Genomic DNA, 18,454 nt, shown 5'->3' on the forward strand with positions numbered 1-18,454 from the left:
TCCGGACGCTCTTTTCATTTTAGTTGGAGTTCAATCGGGCAATGGTCGGAGCCGAGAATATCTTTATGGATTTCCGCCTGTTTCATTTTCGGCGCCAGACGGTCGGAAACGATGAAATAATCGATGCGCCAGCCGATGTTACGGGGCCGGCAATTGGTACGGTATGACCACCACGTATAAGCTCCGCTCAAATCAGGATGGAAATAACGGAACGAATCAGTGAATCCGCTTGCCAGAAATTCCGTCATCTTCCCGCGCTCTTCCGGTGTGAATCCAGAGTTTTTCAGATTTGCCTTCGGGTTCTTCAAGTCGATTTCCTGATGCGCCACATTCAAGTCGCCGCAAAGGATCACCGGCTTCCGGCTGTCGAGTTCCTTCACATAATCGAGCACCGCTTCTTCCCATTCAAGGCGGAAATCGAGGCGCATCAACCCGTGCTGGGAGTTCGGCGTGTAGACATTCACCAAATAAAACTCTTCGAATTCCAAAGTGATGGCACGTCCTTCACTTTCGTGATTTACATGGTTAATGCCGTACGTCACAGAAAGCGGTTCATATTTTGTGAAAATAGCCGTCCCTGAATAGCCTTTCCTTTCCGCGTAATTCCAGAAAAGATGGTATCCGGGAAGATCCATTTCAATTTGCCCTTCCTGCAATTTAATCTCCTGCAGGCAGAATATGTCTGCATCCGCTGCCTCGTAAAACTCCATAAAGCCCTTTTTCACGACAGCGCGCAGTCCGTTGACGTTCCATGAAATCATTTTCAAAAGCCATTCTCCTCATTTCGCAATCTTTTATCAGTGTAACGGAATGGAAGGCACGGCTCAAATCATGATGTTTTATTTCCCTTCTGCCTGGAATTATGTAAAATTTCAGTAAATATCTTCAAAAGTGATTCTTTTCCCGTGCAGTTCTTGTACAATGAAATTATCATTCACTAAGGGGAATCAGGAGATGAAAAAGTTCACAAAGACAGAGAAAAGCTGGGCACTGTACGATTGGGGAAGCTCAGCCTATTCGATCATCATCACAACGGCCGTCTTTCCGCTCTATTATAAAGCTGCCGCGACGGATGCGGGAGTCAGTTTATCCGATTCCACCGCCTATCTCGGCTACACGATTGCCATCTTCACATTTATCCTGGCGATGATCGGTCCGATTCTTGGGACAATCGCAGACTACGAAGGAATGAAAAAGAAATTTTTCACCGCTTTCTTCCTGCTGGGTACGTTTTCGACCGCAATGCTGGCTTTTGTCCCGAGCGACAATTGGCTGCTGATGCTGGTCTGTTACATATTCGCTGCACTCGGCGCGACGGGATCCAACCTTTTCTATGATGCTTTTATCGTGGATGTTGCAACAGAAAAACGCATGAACCGCGTTTCTTCATTCGGCTACGGTCTCGGCTACATCGGTTCCACCATCCCATTCATCATTTCAATTGCCATTATTTTATTAGCGCAAAACGGGGTGCTGCCGCTATCCGTCACCAACGCGAGCCGCGTCGCCTTTTTGATCACAGCTGTATGGTGGGTCTGCTTCTCGATTCCAATGTTCAAAAATGTGCATCAGCGTTATTTCATCAAACGGGAACCGAATCCGGTCGGGCAAAGTTTCAAACGACTCGGCAAAACCTTGAAGGAAATCAGAAAATACCGCGCCATCGTCCTGTTTTTAGTCGCTTATTTCTTTTACATCGATGGCGTCGGCACAATCATTGCAATGTCGACAGCGTATGGCACGGATCTTGGCCTTACTTCGACCAGCTTGCTGATCGTCCTGTTCGCAACACAGGTCGTCGCTGCACCATTCGCACTTCTTTACGGCCGTCTCGCTGACCGTTTTACCGGCAAAAAGATGCTGTATGTCGGCATCTGCGTCTACATCGTCGTCTGTATCTACGCCATGTTCATGGAAACGATCGGCGACTTCTGGGTTCTCGCGATGCTGGTCGCTTCCAGTCAAGGCGGCATCCAGGCATTGAGCCGCTCTTACTTCGGCAAGCTCGTGCCGAAAGAGAATTCCAATGAGTTCTTCGGTTTCTATAACGTCTTCGGTAAATTCGCAGCCATTATGGGTCCCATCTTGGTTGCCGTCACCGCTCAACTGACCGGCGACTCCCGCTTTGGCGTATTCAGCCTCGTCATCCTGTTCATCATCGGATTGATCGTCCTGTCGCGTGTGCCGGAACCGGAACCGCATGACTCTGTAGATGAAGTTGCTTTGGATTCTTAAGTTTATAATGCACCTGCCCGTTATGGGCGGTGTATTTTTTATTGTCCAAATTTCACATTTGAGGCTTATACGGCGATCAAATTTTTATTTTAAATGAAAGGATGGGCACGGATCTGGTTAAGTGCTATGGTCAAAGTAAAAACCGATATTTCTTTGCGACGAAACAGCGCTGCTATGCAAAATCAGGAGCATTATAGTGGCTTATGACCCGAAGAGCTTGGCCACTCGAATCTGGGCCACAATTCACACATTTAAAACCTTCTGTACTTTTAAAGTTCTATAATTTTTTATTCAAACCAAAAAAAGAGGGATGCCGGTGATTCGGAAAGAGCGCGAGGGATCGCGAACCAAAGAAGAGTTGGAAGTATTGCTGCGGCGTTTGCCGAAACGGCATGCGCAGTACGGACAAGTTGAAAAGGATCATTACGCGGAAGTTGCCGGGCAAGCTGGCGAAGAGCGTTTCGACCATTATTACGCGGCGAGCCGGCTGACGTTTCCGCATCTGATGCTGCATAATGTCAGATTGAAATCGTTCCGTATATTTCAGATGGATTCAGTGATGATTACCCGGTGGGGCGTAATTGTTTTTGAAGTGAAGAACATGAATGGCCGCATGCTTTTTAACAGCCACCCTGTCCAGATGCTGCAGATGAAAGACGACGGAACCGTCATCGGACGGAAATCGCCACTCGAACAGATGGCTGACAATGAATGGCTGCTGGAAGAGTGGCTGAGAGAGCGGGAGATTTTGTTTCCGGCGAGCTCTGTACTGGTCTTATCCTATTCCAAACAAATCGCCGAAAATGTACCGGCGTCACAGCCCATCATTTTTTCACACCAGCTGCCCCGGTTTCTTTACACGCTGCCAGTGGAGAAAGCCATTTTCAGTCTGGATGAAATGAAGGAGCTCGCGGACATAATGATTGCGGCGCTGGTCCATTTCGTTCCGAAGCCACTCTGTGACGATGCAAGATATCCAATCGAGGCGATGCGCCGCGGCGTCTGGTGTGCCGCATGTGACCGGATCGGCATGGTGCGGCGATATGGCACTTGGGTGTGCCCAGGCTGCGGCGTTTTGGATAAAAACGCTCACATTCGTACGATCCGCGATTGGTTCCTGCTGACGGGCGAGCCCATGACGAACCGGCTGGGGCGGGAGATTTTGTGTGTGGATGATCGAAGATTAGTGACGCGATTGTTAGGTGGTATGGATTTGAATAAAAATGGAACATTTAAAGATTCCAGTTACCGACTGTAAGTTATTTTGTCGCATTTATATGGAGTTGGGCGTATTTGGGATGAAGTTGGGCGTATTTCCATCGAAGTTGGGCGTATTCTTGGGAAAGTTGGGCGTATTTTAACTAAAGTTGGGCATAAATAAATTTCCACCCTAAAATCAGCCACACCTCACCAGTCAAACGAAAAAAAACCAGCGCCCCCATCCGGAGGCGCCGGTTTCATCATTACTTCTTATCTTTGCCGGCAGGGTGGATGTTTACATCACCGCTGTCATTTTTTTCGACAGCTGAGCTGCCGAACTCGACGACTTCGATGCCGCCGCTTTCTTTCTTCTCTTCTTTTTCAGCTTTCTTTTCTTCTTTTTCAGCTTGCTTCACAGCTTTTTCATGTTCTTTTTTAGCTTTTTCTTCTTCTTTCGCTTCTTTTTCAACAGCTTTTTGCTGCTTCTTCAATTCTTTATCTTCTTTTTTCTCTTCGCGTTTCGCTTTTAGCTCATCCGCTTTGCCTTTTGCTTTTTCAGTCACGCCGTTTGTTTTTTCTTTCACTTGGCCAAGCTTATCTTTTACTTGGTCCAGCTTGCCGGGACCGGAATTTTCACCGGATTCCGCTTTCGCCTCTTTCTTTTCTTTCATTTCAGCGGCTTTATCTTTCACTGTCTGCTGCAATTCCTTGCCGCTCTTCGGTGCCAGCATTAAACCGGCAGCTGCGCCAATCAATGCGCCAGTTGCTGCGCCGGCGATAAATCCTCCGCCGCCACCAGACTTATTATCAGATGTGATCGGAGATGGAGGCATAATTTTTCCGCTGCGCACCAGACGTTCTTCGACTTCTTCAACGATTTCGAAAAGCGTGCGGCCTTTCGCTTCCACCAATGGAGCGTTCATATGGAAGTCGGCAAAATCCTCTTTGTCGCGAACAACGACACAATCATAGCTTGTAGCGTCGGTTTTATCCTCAATCATGTCTGCTTTATACCCTTTTTTCAATAAAGCTTGCTGCACGGATGTAAACGGTTCTTCAACTGCGATTTTTACCATCAATATCACTGCTCCTTTTCCAAAAATGTCTATTACTTTATTTTCCCTAAAGAATAAAAGTTAAACACGTTACCCTTTATTGTTTGAAAATTCTTTTAAAAATGGCGGAATATCTCTATGTAATCAATAAAAGCCATTCCTCTAAAAGGAATGGCTCAACAAAGGGAGTTATACAGTTTCTCCAGCCGCTTGCAGTTCTCCGGCTTTCAACCGCGCTCCGGTTTCGATATCAAAGAAATGGACGTGCGACATATCAAAAGCCAGCGTGGCGGTATGGCCTGCTTCAATAGCAGTATCCGCGTCCACACGAGCGATGAATTCCTGATTTGCGTATACGGCATAGAGGATCGTTTCCGCTCCGGTCAGCTCCGACACCGTAATTTCCGCTTCGAATTCACTTGCCGGCACACCGCTCAGGTCTTCGTTGTTCACATGGATGTGTTCCGGACGGATCCCCAGCGCAATCGGTTTGCCGTCATAGCCCAGGTCTTTCAGCAGAGCTGCAGTTTCTGACGGAATCGCCACTGATTTATCATCGACAAGAAAGTTTCCGTTGGAAATGGTGCCTTCGAAGAAGTTCATGGCCGGTGATCCGATAAATCCGCCCACGAAACGATTGGCTGGAAAATCATAGACTTCTTTCGGCGTGCCCACCTGCTGAATGACACCGTCTTTCATAATGACAATCCGTGTAGCCATCGTCATCGCTTCCGTCTGGTCATGTGTTACGTATATCGTGGTCGTCTTGAGGCGCTGGTGCAGTTTTGCAATTTCCGCGCGCATCTGCACCCGAAGTTTTGCATCCAGATTCGACAAAGGCTCATCCATTAAAAAGACTTTCGCGTCCCGCACAATTGCACGGCCTAGAGCTACACGCTGCCGCTGCCCGCCTGACAGCGCTTTCGGTTTCCGGTTGAGATAATCTTCGAGCCCCAAGATCTTAGCGGCTTCTTCCACACGACTTTTTATTTCGGCCTTTTTAAATTTCCTTAATTTTAGTCCAAAAGCCATGTTTTCATATACGGTCATATGGGGATATAAAGCATAGTTCTGAAAAACCATCGCAATATCTCGTTCTTTGGGTTCAACATCATTCATGCGCTTGCCGTCGATGAAGAATTCGCCTTCCGTAATTTCTTCCAGTCCTGCAATCATCCGCAATGTTGTTGATTTACCGCAGCCGGACGGTCCGACAAAAACGATGAACTCCTCGTCTTTTATATGAAGATTAAAATCGGTCACAGCTAAAGCGCCTTTATCATATCTCTTGCCCAGATTATTGATTTTTATTTCAGCCATATGCGACTCCCCTTAACTCATTTTTATTTTAATTATAGAGAGTTATTTGTAAATTACAAATCTGGGTTGAAAATGGAAAGAGAAGTACTGTATACTTCTCGTTAATAAGTAAATTGAATTTTTAGTTAATTAGTCATAATTATTGTTATTGTCGCTTTACTTTCCTGAAAAGAAAGTCGCAGGACCATCACTTCGAAAGGCGAAGTTTTTCAGATTCCATTTCAAATACTAAAGAAGGAGTGTCGAGCAAATGAAAAAACTGCGTATGCCTCTGCTGGTTTTGACCAGCACCACGTTAATGCTTAGTGCCTGTGCAGGTTTCCAGACAAATAACAGCAGCGAGGAAGAAACGAATGAGGAGGGCAAAACCGTTGTCGACTTCTGGTCATTCTGGGGTTCTGAACTTAGACGCCCGGTCATCGATAAGATCGTAGCCGACTTCAACGCTTCACAGGATGAAATCGAAGTGAAGCACACATACAGCCCTTGGGGTGACATCTGGACCAAGGAGCTTGCGGCGATTGCTGCGGGAAATCCTCCTGATGTCGTCATCAACGATATCAACGCCACCGCCATCCGAGGAAAAGAAAATCAGGCGATGAACCTCTCTGAGTTCATGGATGACAGTTTTTCTGAGAAGTTCTACCCTGAGCTATGGAATGCCACCCTTTACGAAGGCGACTCTTATGGCATTCCCTTCAACACGGATACACGGGTTCTTTTCTATAATACAGACGCGTTTGAAGAAGCCGGCCTTGATCCTGAAGATCCACCGTCAACTTGGGCCGAACTTGAGGAATATGCAGCTAAGCTTGATGTGAAAAACGGCGATGATTATGATCGTCTCGGCTTCTATCCTTTATGGGGCGTCGGCTATGATGTATGGCTCTTAAATGCGAATGGCGAAAACTATTTCGGTGAAGATAATAATGTCGATAACGTAAATATCAATACAGAAACGAATGCTGAAGTGTTGAACTGGCTCAAATCGTGGAGAGACCGTATCGGCGAAGATGTCGTCAATTCATATCAGGCTCAAATCGACAGCCAGCAAGGCAATCCGTTCTTCAGCGGCGACCTGGCGATGCTGGTGCAGCAGCCGACTTTCTATACACAAATCAGTGAATATGCCGAAGATCTGAATTTCGGTGTGGCACCGCTTCCTGAATATGAACCAGGAAACGGCCATACGAGCTGGGGCGGCGGGTTTGTCGCAGAAATTCCGGAAGGTTCAAGCGATCCTGAAGCTGCCTGGGCATTCATCGAATATCTGACTGGTGCTGAAGCTCAGGAATATTGGGCAGTCCAAAACTTTGATAATGTAGCGAATATTGAAGCTGCGGAAGCCGCAGCAGAAAACGACGAATTGTCTGAAGAAGGGCAGATGGTCTATCAGATGGCCGTCGAAAGCATGGAAAACACCTTGCTGACGCCAGCACCGGTGGAAGCTCCAGGATTTTATAATTACATCAATCCGCATGTCGATGAATTCTTCCTCGGATCGATGACCGCCGAAGAAGCTTTGGCACAGGCACAGGCGGATGTTGAAGATCTGATCCAGAAAAACCAGTAAACTAGGGGGGAAGTCCTTTGGGGAAAAAAAGATTGACCATCAGGCGTAAGGAAAGCATCTACGGCTATATTTTCATCATGCCGTTCATTGTCGGCTTCTTCGCTTTCACCGCTGGGCCATTATTGTTTTCTTTAGCCGGAAGTTTCACAGATTATAATATTACATCAAGAATGGATTTCGTCGGAGTGGAAAACTATCAAACGCTCATCGTTGATGATGGTCTTTTCAGGACTTCCCTTTGGAACACAATCTATTATGTCGCTTTTTCAGTTCCTTTGACGACACTCGGTGCCATCTTCATTTCAGCGTTGCTGAACCAGGATGTTCCAGGCATCCGTGTTTTTCGGACATTGTATTATCTGCCTGCCGTCCTTTCAGGCGTCGGCGTCTATCTTTTATGGATGCAATTGCTTGAACCGGGGACCGGTATGGTGAACCTGCTGCTTGGGTGGGTCGGCATCGACGGACCCAATTGGCTGTATGATCCGGATTGGACGAAACCTTCACTGATCCTGATGAAACTTTGGAGTGTCGGCGGTTCCATGCTTCTCTATCTGGCAAGTATGCAAGGGGTCTCCAAATCCCTTTATGAAGCGGCGGAAATTGATGGTGCCAGCCGGTGGCGCCAATTTGTCCACATCACCATTCCAATGATTACGCCCGTCATCTTCTTTGATGTCGTAACCAGCCTCATTGGCGGTTTCCAAATTTTCCAGGAAGCGTATATCATGTCCGGCAACGGTGAAGGCGGCCCGGCAAATTCACTGTTATTCTACAACCTTTATATGTGGAATCAGGCATTTGAAAACTTTGACATGGGTTACGCCATGGCCATGTCGTGGATTTTATTCGTCATCGTTTTCGTGCTTACCCTCATCAACCTGAAACTCGCTCCCCGCTGGGTGCATTATGAAGGGGAGGAGAAGTAAATGGCTAAGACAGATGATCGTTCAGATTATTTAACTGACGCAGAACAAGCGGAAAGCCGATCTGCATTAAATACGAAGCCGCGGTATTGGGAACATCGCGGAAACCGCAACAATATGTGGCGTTTGTTTAATTTCGTTTTATTGGCGGCTGGCAGCCTGCTGATTCTGTCACCGCTCTGGTGGATGTTTGCCACTTCGCTTAAAACGATGGGGGAAGTCATGTCCTATCCCCCTTCCTTCTTTCCGGAATCCTGGGAATGGACCAATTACATCAGAGCCTGGCAGGCAGCTCCATTTACAACTTATACAATCAACACCATCACTATCACGACACTGGTTGTAATCGGCAGCGTGCTCGCCAACTCTTTTATCGCGTATGGGTTTGCGAAAATCCCATTCCGCGGTAAAGGGATCTGGTTTGCAATCGTCTTGTCGACGATGATGATTCCAGGATTCGTAACACTGATTCCGCAATATGTGCTGTTCGCGAATCTGGGCTGGGTCAATACGTACTATCCGCTGATCGTCCCGCATTTCTTCGGAAGTGCTTTCTATATTTTCCTGCTGCGTCAATTCTATATGACGATTCCCACTGAATTGATTGAAGCGGCGAAAATCGAAGGCGCCAGCCATTTCTATATCTGGTGGAAGATCGGCCTCCCGTTAACGAAGCCAGCTCTTGCTACGGTAGCGATTTTCTCATTCAACGGTGCATGGAATGATTTCCTCGGCCCCTTGCTCTATTTGAATGACGAAAATCTTTATACCCTGCAACTCGGGCTTGCCGTATTCAAAGGACAGCTCAGCACGCAGTGGAATTATCTGATGGCCGGATCGCTGCTTGTTCTGCTGCCCGTCATCCTGCTGTTCTTCTTCTTCCAGAAATACTTTATCCAGGGAATTAACCTTTCTTCTGGAGGGAAATAAAGAAAAGCGCTTCTTATTCTGCATACTGAACATAAACAGCCCCCGAAAAAAAAATATTCGGGGGCTGTTTTTTCATGCTATTAAACTGTAGCTGGCTTTTTCTCTTTTTTGATTTGCTTGCTTCGAAGCTGACCGCAAGCAGCGTCGATGTCCGCGCCTTGCTCGTGGCGCACGCCGCAATTGATGCCTTTTTTCTTCAATGCATCGTAGAAAGCCGAAATCGCTTCCGGTGTACTTTGCTGATACTGGTCATGTTCGCTGACCGAGTTGTACGGAATCAAGTTGACGTACGAAAGATGGCGTTTGTCTTCGAGAAGTTTCGCCAATTTATTGGCTTCTTCGACATGGTCATTGACGTCACGCAGCAAAATGTATTCAAACGTGATGCGTCGGTTTGATTTCTCCAAATAGTAATCGATGGCATCCATCAATTTTTCAATCGGATACGCTTTGTTGATTTTCATGATGCGCGAACGCAATTCATTTGTCGGTGCATGGATCGAAATAGCCAAGTTGACCTGCAGGCCTTCATCTGCGTAATCGTAGATTTTCGGAACGATTCCGCTTGTGGAGACTGTAATATGGCGTGCGCCGATGGCAAGGCCTTTTTGCGAGTTGACCACATGCAGGAAGTCCATCAGGTTGGTGTAGTTATCGAACGGTTCGCCGATACCCATAACCACGATATGGCTGACGCGCTCCTCTTTTTGCTGAGCGTCGAAATGCGCCTGCACTTGCATGATCTGTTCGACGATTTCGCCCGCGTTTAAATCGCGGCTCTTTTTCAAAAGTCCGCTCGCGCAGAAACTGCAGCCGATATTACAGCCGACCTGAGTTGTTACACAGACCGAGTTTCCGTATTTAAAGCGCATTAATACAGTTTCGATCAAGTTGCCGTCCTGAAGACGGAACAGGAATTTAATCGTACCGTCAGCAGATTCCTGTTTCACCGCTTCTTCCAGCGTACGGATGGCGAAATTATCTTCCAGCAGCTGAATGACTTCTTTGCTCAAGTTGTTCATTTCAGAAAACTGGGATACGCGTTTGATATATAACCAGTCCCATACTTGTTCAGCACGGTACTTTTTCTGTCCATTTTCCAGGAACCATTCTTTTAGTTGGTCTATCGTTAATCCATATATGGAATTTTTCATTTTAGAACCCTCATTTCGGAATTTCACAATTGCTTATTATAATACTAAAAATAGATGTTTACAACAACTATTTTCGTTTAAACAGAAAAGTCTGCCTTTTAGAAGGCTTAAAAGCCTATACCTGCGGGTATGAAAAATTAAAGAGGAGGTTTTACATATGACTTCTGTAGTCACGCATATCGGCCTGGCGGTGCCTGATCTGGACCGGGCCATCGACTGGTACAGTAAAGTATTCGGCTTCTACGTACTGGCCGGCCCTTTCGAATTCGATGAAAGAAATGAAGAGCTCTTTACGATGACCCAGGATCTGCAAGGACCTGAAGTAAAACAGATGCGCAACGTCCATTTGATGACCAATAGTGGCGTGGGCCTTGAATTATTCGAATTCCAGCAGCCTGAATTCGCTGATGAAAAATCATATCCGCATGCCGGCTTCTTCCATATTTGCCTGATCGTCGAAGACATCGTAGAAACGATTGAGAAAGTGGTGCTCCACGGCGGCAAACAGCGCAGCAAAATCTGGAACATCAATAAAGGCAAGCCGCATTACCTGGTCTATGCCGAAGATCCTTTCGGCCATATCATCGAGCTTTATACCCGCAGCACTGCCGAAATCTATGGCAATAGCCAATAGCAAGAGCCAGCTCCCTTCTATTTAAGAGGGAGCTGGCTCTTTTTTGATTATATATATTCTGCTTACACCAATTGCTCTTTTTCCTGCAGCATTGAACCTTTTTCCGCAAGTGCAGTATGCCAGGAGAATGCTTTTTCAAGGACATGCGGCGTCTGGCCGCCGCGTGTCAGCGCTTCTTCGTAATACTCGCGCATCTGCGCTTTGTAATCCGGATGGATGCAGTTTTCGATAATCGTTTCGACACGCTGGCGAGGTGCCAGGCCGCGAAGATCCGCATAGCCCTGTTCAGTCACGAGCACATCGACGTCATGTTCCGTGTGATCAACATGCGAAACGAATGGTACGACGCTCGATATCTTGCCGCCTTTGGCAATGGACTTCGTAACGAAAATAGCCAGGCGCGCATTGCGGGCAAAGTCGCCGGAACCCCCGATGCCGTTCATCATTTTCGTACCGGACACATGCGTCGAATTGACGTTGCCGTAAATATCGAATTCAAGCGCTGTATTGATGGAAATTAAGCCGAGGCGTCGGATCAGCTCTGGATGGTTCGAAATTTCCTGTGGGCGCATGACGATTTTATCACGGTAATTTTCAAATTCACTGAAAACCTGTTTCATTTTCTGTTCGGACAATGTAATCGAACAGCAGGAAGCGAAGTCCACTTTGCCTGCGTCGATCAAGTCGAATACCGCATCCTGCAGCACTTCGGAATAGACTTCGAGGTTTTCAAATTCAGAGTCGATCATGCCGTGCAGCACGGCATTCGCAACAGAACCGATGCCGGACTGCAGCGGTGCCAGTTTTTCAGTCAGGCGGCCGGCGCGGATTTCCGAACGGAAAAATTCCAACAGATGGTCAGCCATGATCTTCGTTTCAGCATCTGGCGGCACGATATTCGATGGGGAATCCTTCTGTTCCGTAAAGACGATGCCGCGGATCCTTTCCATGTCCACCGGAATGCCGATTGTTCCGATGCGGTCTTCAACAGACGTCAACGGAATCGGATCGCGTTCACCCTGTTTACCGGTATCGTAGATGTCATGCAATCCTTCGAACAGTTCCGGCTGTGCCATATTGATCTCCACGATAATATTGCGCGCGTGTTTCGCGAAAACAGCCGAGTTGCCGACAGAAGTGGTCGGAATGATCATGCCGTCAGCAGTAATCGACAGCGCTTCAATGATGGCGAAATCGATCGGTTCAATAACATTGGAGCGCACCCATTCAGCTGTATGGGAAAGATGGTGATCGACAAAGAACATTTCACCTGAATTGATTTTGCTGCGCATGGCAGGTTCAGCCTGGAACGGCAAACGCTTGCCGACGATTCCCGCTTCCGCAAACAGGCGGTCGATATCCGAACCGAGTGAAGCACCTGTGAATACATTCACTTTAAAAGTTTCAAACTCCGCCCGCTCCACTAACGCGAAAGGAACCGCTTTCACGTCGCCAGCGCGTGTAAAGCCGCTAAGTCCAAGCGTCATGCCGTCCTGTATCCACGAAGCCGCTTCCTGCGGGGAAACCACACGGTCCTGAAGTTCTGCTGCTTTGATCCGGTTATTGTTGTTCGTCATATCAATCACTCTCTTTCTGGAAGGTTTTTTATCTGATAAAGTCCGTCTGCCGAGAAAAATAAAGCGTTTTCATTGTATGGAAGAAAATGAAGGCAGATTCCGGTGTTAATTATTAGATAATTTTAAACTATTCAGAGAGCGTTTTGAGTGATTTATGTATGGATAAGCAGTTATTGCGCTAAAGCAGAAAATCCCCTGCCTGAGCAAGGGATTTTCACAGAATGTCGAATTAACTTCTTTTTAATACAGATTCATAAAAGATGAACTTATAGAAATCTAGCTTAGATATGGAGTAAAACAGCGAAGACTCCCAGGGGATTAGAAACACAGTTGGCTTCCAAATGTGTTTCGAGCGAAGTGCTGAGATCCACTCGGACGAAGGGTAGCGAGTCCGAGTTAGCTCAGTGCAAGCCAAGCGCGGCCCAAGGTCCTCCGGCCAGCGCTTTGCGACGAAGCTAGCGCAGCGATGCAGGAGCAGCCTAAAAAAATGTGCTCCTGCAGTGCTGCGCACTTCGTCGCAAAGGCATTCTCCGTGCAAGACACGGCTAATGCCTTCGAAGCTGTTTTACGTAATATCGATTATCTTTTTTATTCTCCCCAAACCGAGAAAATTATTTACTTATCAAAACCCAAGCAGCTTCCTGAAATAACTCGAATAGGATTGGCTGACCGGGATGCGGCTGCCGTTATCCATTGCGAGCACAAATGTCGAGTGGGTGTCCGGATAGATTTCTTCTATATGATGGACATTCACGATGAACGACCGGTGGCAGCGGATGAACGTTTCCCGCGGCAGTGAATATTCGAATTCCTGGAGCGAGTTTTTATTGGTGCCTGAAAAGCCCGCGGCATGAACATGTGTCTTCCGGTCTTTGACTTCAAGACAGACGACATCGTCAAAAGGGACCGGCTTCCAGCCATCCGGGCTCTTTACTGTCACTACTGATTTCCCTTCGGTATAGGAAGGATAAATCGCCATGACACAGCCCTGCGGTTCCCCGTTTACTTCAAACGGAACAGCCATGCCGTGATAGGGAACGCCGAATACTTCGCGGTCGATGAACTCGGAAGCTTTCTGATTCGTCATCAGCGCTTTATGCGCAATGGTCCCTTCCTTCACCGGATCGCCCGGTTTGATCTTCAGATCGATGCGCTTGCTCGGCCTGTAATAGATATACTGTTCCGTGTCCGCTACTGCAATTGAAATTTCATCGGAGAACAGTTCCCCCATGACATCCAGCAGCGAACCGAAAGTGAATTTTTCCATGTGAATCCTCCTGTCCAAACTGATTGCTTCATTATAATGTATTTTCGGCAATCAAGGGTGCAGAAGGATGCCGAGATTATTTTTCAAGCATGCTTCCGGTTTCAGCCAGACGCTGATGCCAGGAGAATGCTTTTTCAAGTACGTGCGGCGTCTGTCCGCCGCGAGTCAGCGCCTCTTCGTAATAATTCCGCAATTGATCCCGGTAGGCCGGATCAGCACAATTTTCAATGATCAGACCGGCGCGTTCCCTTGGAGCCAGTCCGCGGAGATCAGCGTAGCCGTGCTCAGTAATAAGTACGTCCACATCATGCTCCGTATGATCGACATGCGTAACAAACGGCACGACACTTGAGATATTGCCGCCTTTGGCAGTCGATTTTGAAACGAAGATGGACAACCTTGAGTTGCGGGCAAAATCACCGGATCCACCGATGCCGTTCATCATCTTCGTTCCGGATACATGCGTGGAATTCACATTGCCGTAAATATCAAATTCGAGAGCTGTATTAACCGCAATCAAACCGAGCCTCCGTATAAGCCCCGGATGATTCGTGATTTCCTGCGGCCGCAGAATAATCTTATCTTCGTATTTCCGGAAATCGGAATAGACCTGTGCCATTTTCTCTTTGGACAATGTAATCGCTGAACCGGAAGCAAAACGGAGGACATCTGCATCGATCAAATCAAACACTGCGTCCTGCAGCACTTCCGAATACATTTCAAGGTCATGGAATTCAGAACCGATGAGCCCGCGCAGAGCCGAGTTGGCAACCGAACCGACTCCCGACTGGATCGGCGCCAATTTTTCCGTCAGCCGACCAGCACGGATTTCCGATCGCAGCAGCTCCAGCAGATGGCTGGCGATCGCTTCCGTTTCACTGTCAGGCGGAACGATCGTCGACGGCGAATCTACCTGATCTGTAAAAACAATGCCTTTTATCTTTTCCATATCAACCGGAATTCCCATCGTTCCGATGCGGTCGGCAACATGCGACAGCGGAATCGGATTGCGGCCTTCGTGTGTGCCTGTGTCATATATATCATGTATCCGGTAAAGGCGCTCCGGCTGTTCCGTATTAATTTCTACAATGACATTCTTTGCGTATTGGGCAAAAATAGCCGAGTTGCCGACAGAGGTCGTCGGAATGATCATGCCGTCTTTTGTGATCGAGATCGCTTCGATAATGGCATAATCGATTGGCGTGATGATCCCATCACGGATCCATTCAGCCGTGTGGGACAGATGATGGTCGGTATAGAGAATTTCCCCTTCATTGATTTTTCTGCGCATCACCGGATCCGATTGAAAAGGCAGTCTCTTGTTGACGATGCCGGTCTGCGCGAACACTGTATCGATATTGGAACCGAGAGAAGCTCCCGTATAGACATTCACCTTGAATTTCTCGGATTCCGCACGTTTCGCCAGCGCCAAAGGCACCGCTTTTGCATCTCCGGCCTGTGTAAATCCACTTAAACCGAGGGTCATGCCGTCCTGTATCCATGAAGCCGCCTCTTCAGCACTGACCACCCGTTCCTGCAATGCTGTCGCTTTGATGCGTTCGAATCGTTTATCCATATCTTCATCCCCTTCACTTACTGAATTGAATAGCGTTAGACGGTTTACCTATACCCCAAATAACGCTGTTTAAATAAACTCTTCGGCATCTCCCCTCGATTACCCTTCCCATTCACAAATTCGCAACAACTTTTAAGTATTTCCCTATAACTTAGAGTCCCGAAGAAATCAAAAAAGGCTTGAAATCAAGGTTTCTGAAATTATGAGAAAATTCCTTTTATACAATAATATTATCTATGAAATTCGTGATAAAAATGTGAGTTTTTCTCATTGACTTTACGTTTTTTCTATCATAATATATGAAAAGTTGTCAAAACGATTAGCGTTTGTACAATAATTTTAAATTGAAAGAAGGCTTTTTTAATTGTCTACCAGCCAACGTAAAAAAATGTCCATATTGATGATCAATATGTTTATTGCTATAGCAAGTTTCGGAATTGTTGTCCCTATTCTCCCTGCCTATCTTGTATCCATCGGCCAAGGCGGCACAGCAGCCGGCCTGATGATCGCGATTTTCGCAGGAGCACAGCTCCTGTTCTCTCCGCTTGGCGGAAACTGGGCCGATAAATACGGTCCCCGCAAAGTCATAATCCTTGGTCTTGCGCTACTGACGATCTCGATGCTCATGTTCTACTCGACCGATTCAATTTGGGTCATCTACGCTTCCCGCGTTGTCGGCGGTATCGGTGACGCCTTCCTTATCCCGGGCGTCTTCACTTATGTAGCCGGCATCACCACTGCAGCCCAGCGCGCTAAAGGAACCGGCCTTGTGACGGCTTCCATGTCGCTCGGACTTGTTATCGGACCTGGCTTCGGCGGATTCCTCGCTGACATCAGCTTGAAATTGCCGTTCTTGATCGCCGCCGGAGTGACATTCAGCGCCATGGTTTTCTCGTTGATCATGCTGAAGGAAATTGCCCCTAATGCAGAAAGCAAAAAGCAGGCGGAGGAATTTTCAAAAGACGAGTCGATGCTGGAACAGATCGGCCGCTCCACCCGCATGCCATATTTCATTCCGTTGCTCATCATCTTTATCATGAGCTTCGGCCTTGTTGCTTATGAATCTGTTATCGGCATGTACCTGACGACGCAATATGGCTCGACTTCAGCCGATATTGCCATGATGATTACGGCTACCGGAATTGTCAGCGTAACGGTTCAATTCTTTATTGTCGACCGTCTTGTCCGCCGTTTCGGTGAAGTCAAAACAATGATTGCATTCCTGGGTCTTGCAACGGTCGGATTCCTGATTTCACTGACCGCAGGAAGCTATGGCGCTTTCTTCGGCGTCTCCCTTGTGATTTTCCTGGCGATGGCTATCCTGCGTCCGGTTCTTAACATCCTGGTATCGAAAATGGCGGCTGGCGAAATAGGTTTTGCCATGGGTATGGCAACTGCCTACATGAGCCTTGGCAATGTCCTTGGCCCGATTTCCGCAGGTATGCTGTATGATATCAATATCAATTATCCGTTCATCCTGGGCCTTGGTCTTTTGGTAGTCACGCTGTCGATTGCCATGGCTTGGCGCAAAACGAATAATGCGAAATCTGTGGTTGTTGACTCCGCCAATGAAACCCCTGAAGCTGAACCTTTGACATAAAGGTTCAGTTTTTTATTTGAACGAGGTCCAAGTAATTGACAACACCTTGGAGCCGGCATAATATGTAAAATTGAGTGTAAAAAGTTTATAGGCAATGAATGGTAATCGGGAACTTTCTCCCTTCCCTTTCATACATATAGAAGAAACTCCACCAGGCAACTCCACCCATAATAAGAAAAGAGGAACACCATGTCAGCAGATCAACGCAAAAAGATCATCATCCTGATGATCAATATGTTTATTGCCATCGCCAGTTTCGGGATCATCATCCCCATCCTTCCTTCATACCTTGAATCCATCAACCAGGGCGGCATGGCCGCAGGGCTGATGATCGCCATTTTCGCGGCAGCCCAATTCCTGTTCTCACCAATTGCCGGCAAATGGGCGGATCAGTACGGCCGCCGGAAAATGATCATCTACGGACTTATCGGCCTAACCCTGTCAATGTTCGTCTTCTACGCTTCCGACTTTATCTGGGTACTTTACTTTTCCCGTGTCATCGGGGGAATCGGTGCAGCTATGCTGGTGCCTGCCATTTTCGCCTACATCGCTGACATCACGACATTTGATCAGCGGGCAAAAGGCACAAGTCTTGTATCAGCGGCGATGTCGCTTGGAATTGTCGTCGGTCCCGGAATCGGCGGATTCCTAGCCGATTACAGCATCAAACTGCCATTTTTAGTGTCTGCTCTGGTATCACTCGGCGCTGTCGTCTTTTCACTGGTCCTGTTAAAAGACAGCGACGCGGCAAACGCAGATGCAAATCTTGCGATCGACATGACCCAAACGGAATCGATGCTGTCTAAAATTGCGTCTTCCACCAAAAAGCAGTATTTCATCCCATTGGTCATCACGCTGGTAATGAGTTTCGGTCTGCTTGCTTATGAATCCGTGGTCGGACTCTACCTGGACAATCAATTCAATTCAACCGCCAAAGACATCGCGTTCATGATAACAGCGACAGGCGTCGTCAGTGTCATCGTCCAATTGTTCATCGTCGACCGGATCGTCCGCCGCTTTGGCGAAGTCGCGATCCTTGTGACGTTCCTGGGTGTCGCCGCCTTCGGTTTCCTGCTGTCGTTGTTTGCGGGCAGCTACGCTATGTTTTTCGGTGTTTCACTTGTCATCTTCCTGGCAACTTCGATCCTGCGTCCCGTATTGAATACGCTGATCTCCAAAATGGCGGACGGCGAAGTCGGGTTCGCGATGGGCATGAACAACGCCTATATGAGTATCGGCAATGTCGCCGGGCCTCTGCTTGCAGGCTTGCTTTATGACGTCAACATCATCTTCCCGTTCATCCTGGGTCTGATTATGCTGATGATCACGATCTCCATTACGCTGGTTTGGCAGCGTTCACGCGCCGTCAAAGCGGCAGCAGCTTAATATGGCGCAGAGGGGAAAGGG

At 47.5% G+C, this 18,454-nt stretch carries 15 protein-coding genes; 8 read left to right on the forward strand and 7 right to left on the reverse strand.

What is annotated here, in order from left to right:
- Nucleotides 1-14: 14 nt before the first annotated feature.
- On the reverse strand, nucleotides 15-767 hold the full coding sequence (locus D2910_RS05625) for an exodeoxyribonuclease III (protein WP_117312689.1): 753 nt from the start codon (nucleotides 765-767) through the stop codon (nucleotides 15-17).
- A gap of 187 nt (nucleotides 768-954) precedes the next feature.
- Here D2910_RS05625 and D2910_RS05630 point away from each other — a divergent pair, with 187 nt between their 5' ends.
- Entirely contained in the window at nucleotides 955-2,235 is a 1,281-nt protein-coding gene (locus D2910_RS05630) for an MFS transporter (protein WP_101802293.1), read from the forward strand.
- 316 nt (nucleotides 2,236-2,551) lie between these two features.
- Nucleotides 2,552-3,493, forward strand: coding sequence for a nuclease-related domain-containing protein (locus tag D2910_RS05635; protein ID WP_165850140.1), 942 nt, complete (start codon nucleotides 2,552-2,554; stop codon nucleotides 3,491-3,493).
- A gap of 205 nt (nucleotides 3,494-3,698) precedes the next feature.
- Here D2910_RS05635 and D2910_RS05640 read toward each other — a convergent pair whose 3' ends face one another.
- Nucleotides 3,699-4,511: a YkuS family protein gene (locus D2910_RS05640; protein ID WP_084243889.1), complete on the reverse strand. Its 813-nt coding sequence runs from the start codon at nucleotides 4,509-4,511 to the stop codon at nucleotides 3,699-3,701.
- 168 nt (nucleotides 4,512-4,679) lie between these two features.
- Nucleotides 4,680-5,810 (reverse strand): ABC transporter ATP-binding protein, encoded by a 1,131-nt coding sequence (locus D2910_RS05645; RefSeq protein WP_117312691.1) that lies wholly within the window; start codon nucleotides 5,808-5,810, stop codon nucleotides 4,680-4,682.
- 250 nt (nucleotides 5,811-6,060) lie between these two features.
- Between D2910_RS05645 and D2910_RS05650 the strand changes: the two genes are divergently transcribed.
- The 3 genes from D2910_RS05650 to D2910_RS05660 all read left to right on the forward strand — a co-directional run bounded on the left by D2910_RS05650 (nucleotide 6,061) and on the right by D2910_RS05660 (nucleotide 9,239).
- The gene (locus D2910_RS05650) at nucleotides 6,061-7,383 is read left to right on the forward strand and encodes an ABC transporter substrate-binding protein (protein WP_117312692.1); all 1,323 of its coding nucleotides are present in this window, start codon (nucleotides 6,061-6,063) and stop codon (nucleotides 7,381-7,383) included.
- A gap of 17 nt (nucleotides 7,384-7,400) precedes the next feature.
- On the forward strand, nucleotides 7,401-8,312 hold the full coding sequence (locus D2910_RS05655; protein WP_240633555.1) for a carbohydrate ABC transporter permease: 912 nt from the start codon (nucleotides 7,401-7,403) through the stop codon (nucleotides 8,310-8,312).
- 114 nt (nucleotides 8,313-8,426) lie between these two features.
- Nucleotides 8,427-9,239: a carbohydrate ABC transporter permease gene (locus D2910_RS05660; protein ID WP_205854596.1), complete on the forward strand. Its 813-nt coding sequence runs from the start codon at nucleotides 8,427-8,429 to the stop codon at nucleotides 9,237-9,239.
- Nucleotides 9,240-9,319: 80 nt separating this feature from the next.
- Here the strand turns inward: D2910_RS05660 and rlmN are convergent, their stop codons facing one another.
- Nucleotides 9,320-10,393 carry a dual-specificity RNA methyltransferase RlmN gene (gene rlmN, locus D2910_RS05665; RefSeq protein ID WP_084243886.1) on the reverse strand — a complete coding sequence of 358 codons (1,074 nt, stop codon included), beginning with the start codon at nucleotides 10,391-10,393 and terminating at the stop codon, nucleotides 9,320-9,322.
- Between the two features lie 157 nt (nucleotides 10,394-10,550).
- On the opposite strand from rlmN, the gene D2910_RS05670 reads away from it, so the two are divergent.
- Nucleotides 10,551-11,027, forward strand: a complete 477-nt coding sequence (locus D2910_RS05670) for a VOC family protein (protein ID WP_117312694.1) — start codon at nucleotides 10,551-10,553, stop codon at nucleotides 11,025-11,027.
- A gap of 62 nt (nucleotides 11,028-11,089) precedes the next feature.
- Here D2910_RS05670 and D2910_RS05675 read toward each other — a convergent pair whose 3' ends face one another.
- The 3 genes from D2910_RS05675 to D2910_RS05685 form a co-directional block, all read right to left on the reverse strand.
- Nucleotides 11,090-12,604, reverse strand: a complete 1,515-nt coding sequence (locus tag D2910_RS05675; protein WP_117312695.1) for an acetyl-CoA hydrolase/transferase family protein — start codon at nucleotides 12,602-12,604, stop codon at nucleotides 11,090-11,092.
- A 622-nt stretch (nucleotides 12,605-13,226) separates the two neighbouring features.
- A complete protein-coding gene (locus D2910_RS05680; protein ID WP_084243883.1) occupies nucleotides 13,227-13,871 on the reverse strand; it encodes a LytTR family DNA-binding domain-containing protein in 645 nt (214 codons plus the stop codon).
- Between the two features lie 76 nt (nucleotides 13,872-13,947).
- Nucleotides 13,948-15,447: a succinate CoA transferase gene (locus D2910_RS05685; protein WP_117312696.1), complete on the reverse strand. Its 1,500-nt coding sequence runs from the start codon at nucleotides 15,445-15,447 to the stop codon at nucleotides 13,948-13,950.
- Nucleotides 15,448-15,811: 364 nt separating this feature from the next.
- Here D2910_RS05685 and D2910_RS05690 point away from each other — a divergent pair, with 364 nt between their 5' ends.
- Both D2910_RS05690 and D2910_RS05695 read left to right on the forward strand, forming a co-directional pair.
- Nucleotides 15,812-17,047 carry an MFS transporter gene (locus D2910_RS05690; protein WP_084243881.1) on the forward strand — a complete coding sequence of 412 codons (1,236 nt, stop codon included), beginning with the start codon at nucleotides 15,812-15,814 and terminating at the stop codon, nucleotides 17,045-17,047.
- A 189-nt stretch (nucleotides 17,048-17,236) separates the two neighbouring features.
- A complete protein-coding gene (locus D2910_RS05695; protein ID WP_084243880.1) occupies nucleotides 17,237-18,433 on the forward strand; it encodes an MFS transporter in 1,197 nt (398 codons plus the stop codon).
- The last annotated feature ends 21 nt before the right edge of the window (nucleotides 18,434-18,454 follow it).

This window comes from Planomicrobium okeanokoites (genome assembly GCF_003428875.1).
Lineage (GTDB): Bacteria > Bacillota > Bacilli > Bacillales_A > Planococcaceae > Planococcus > Planococcus okeanokoites.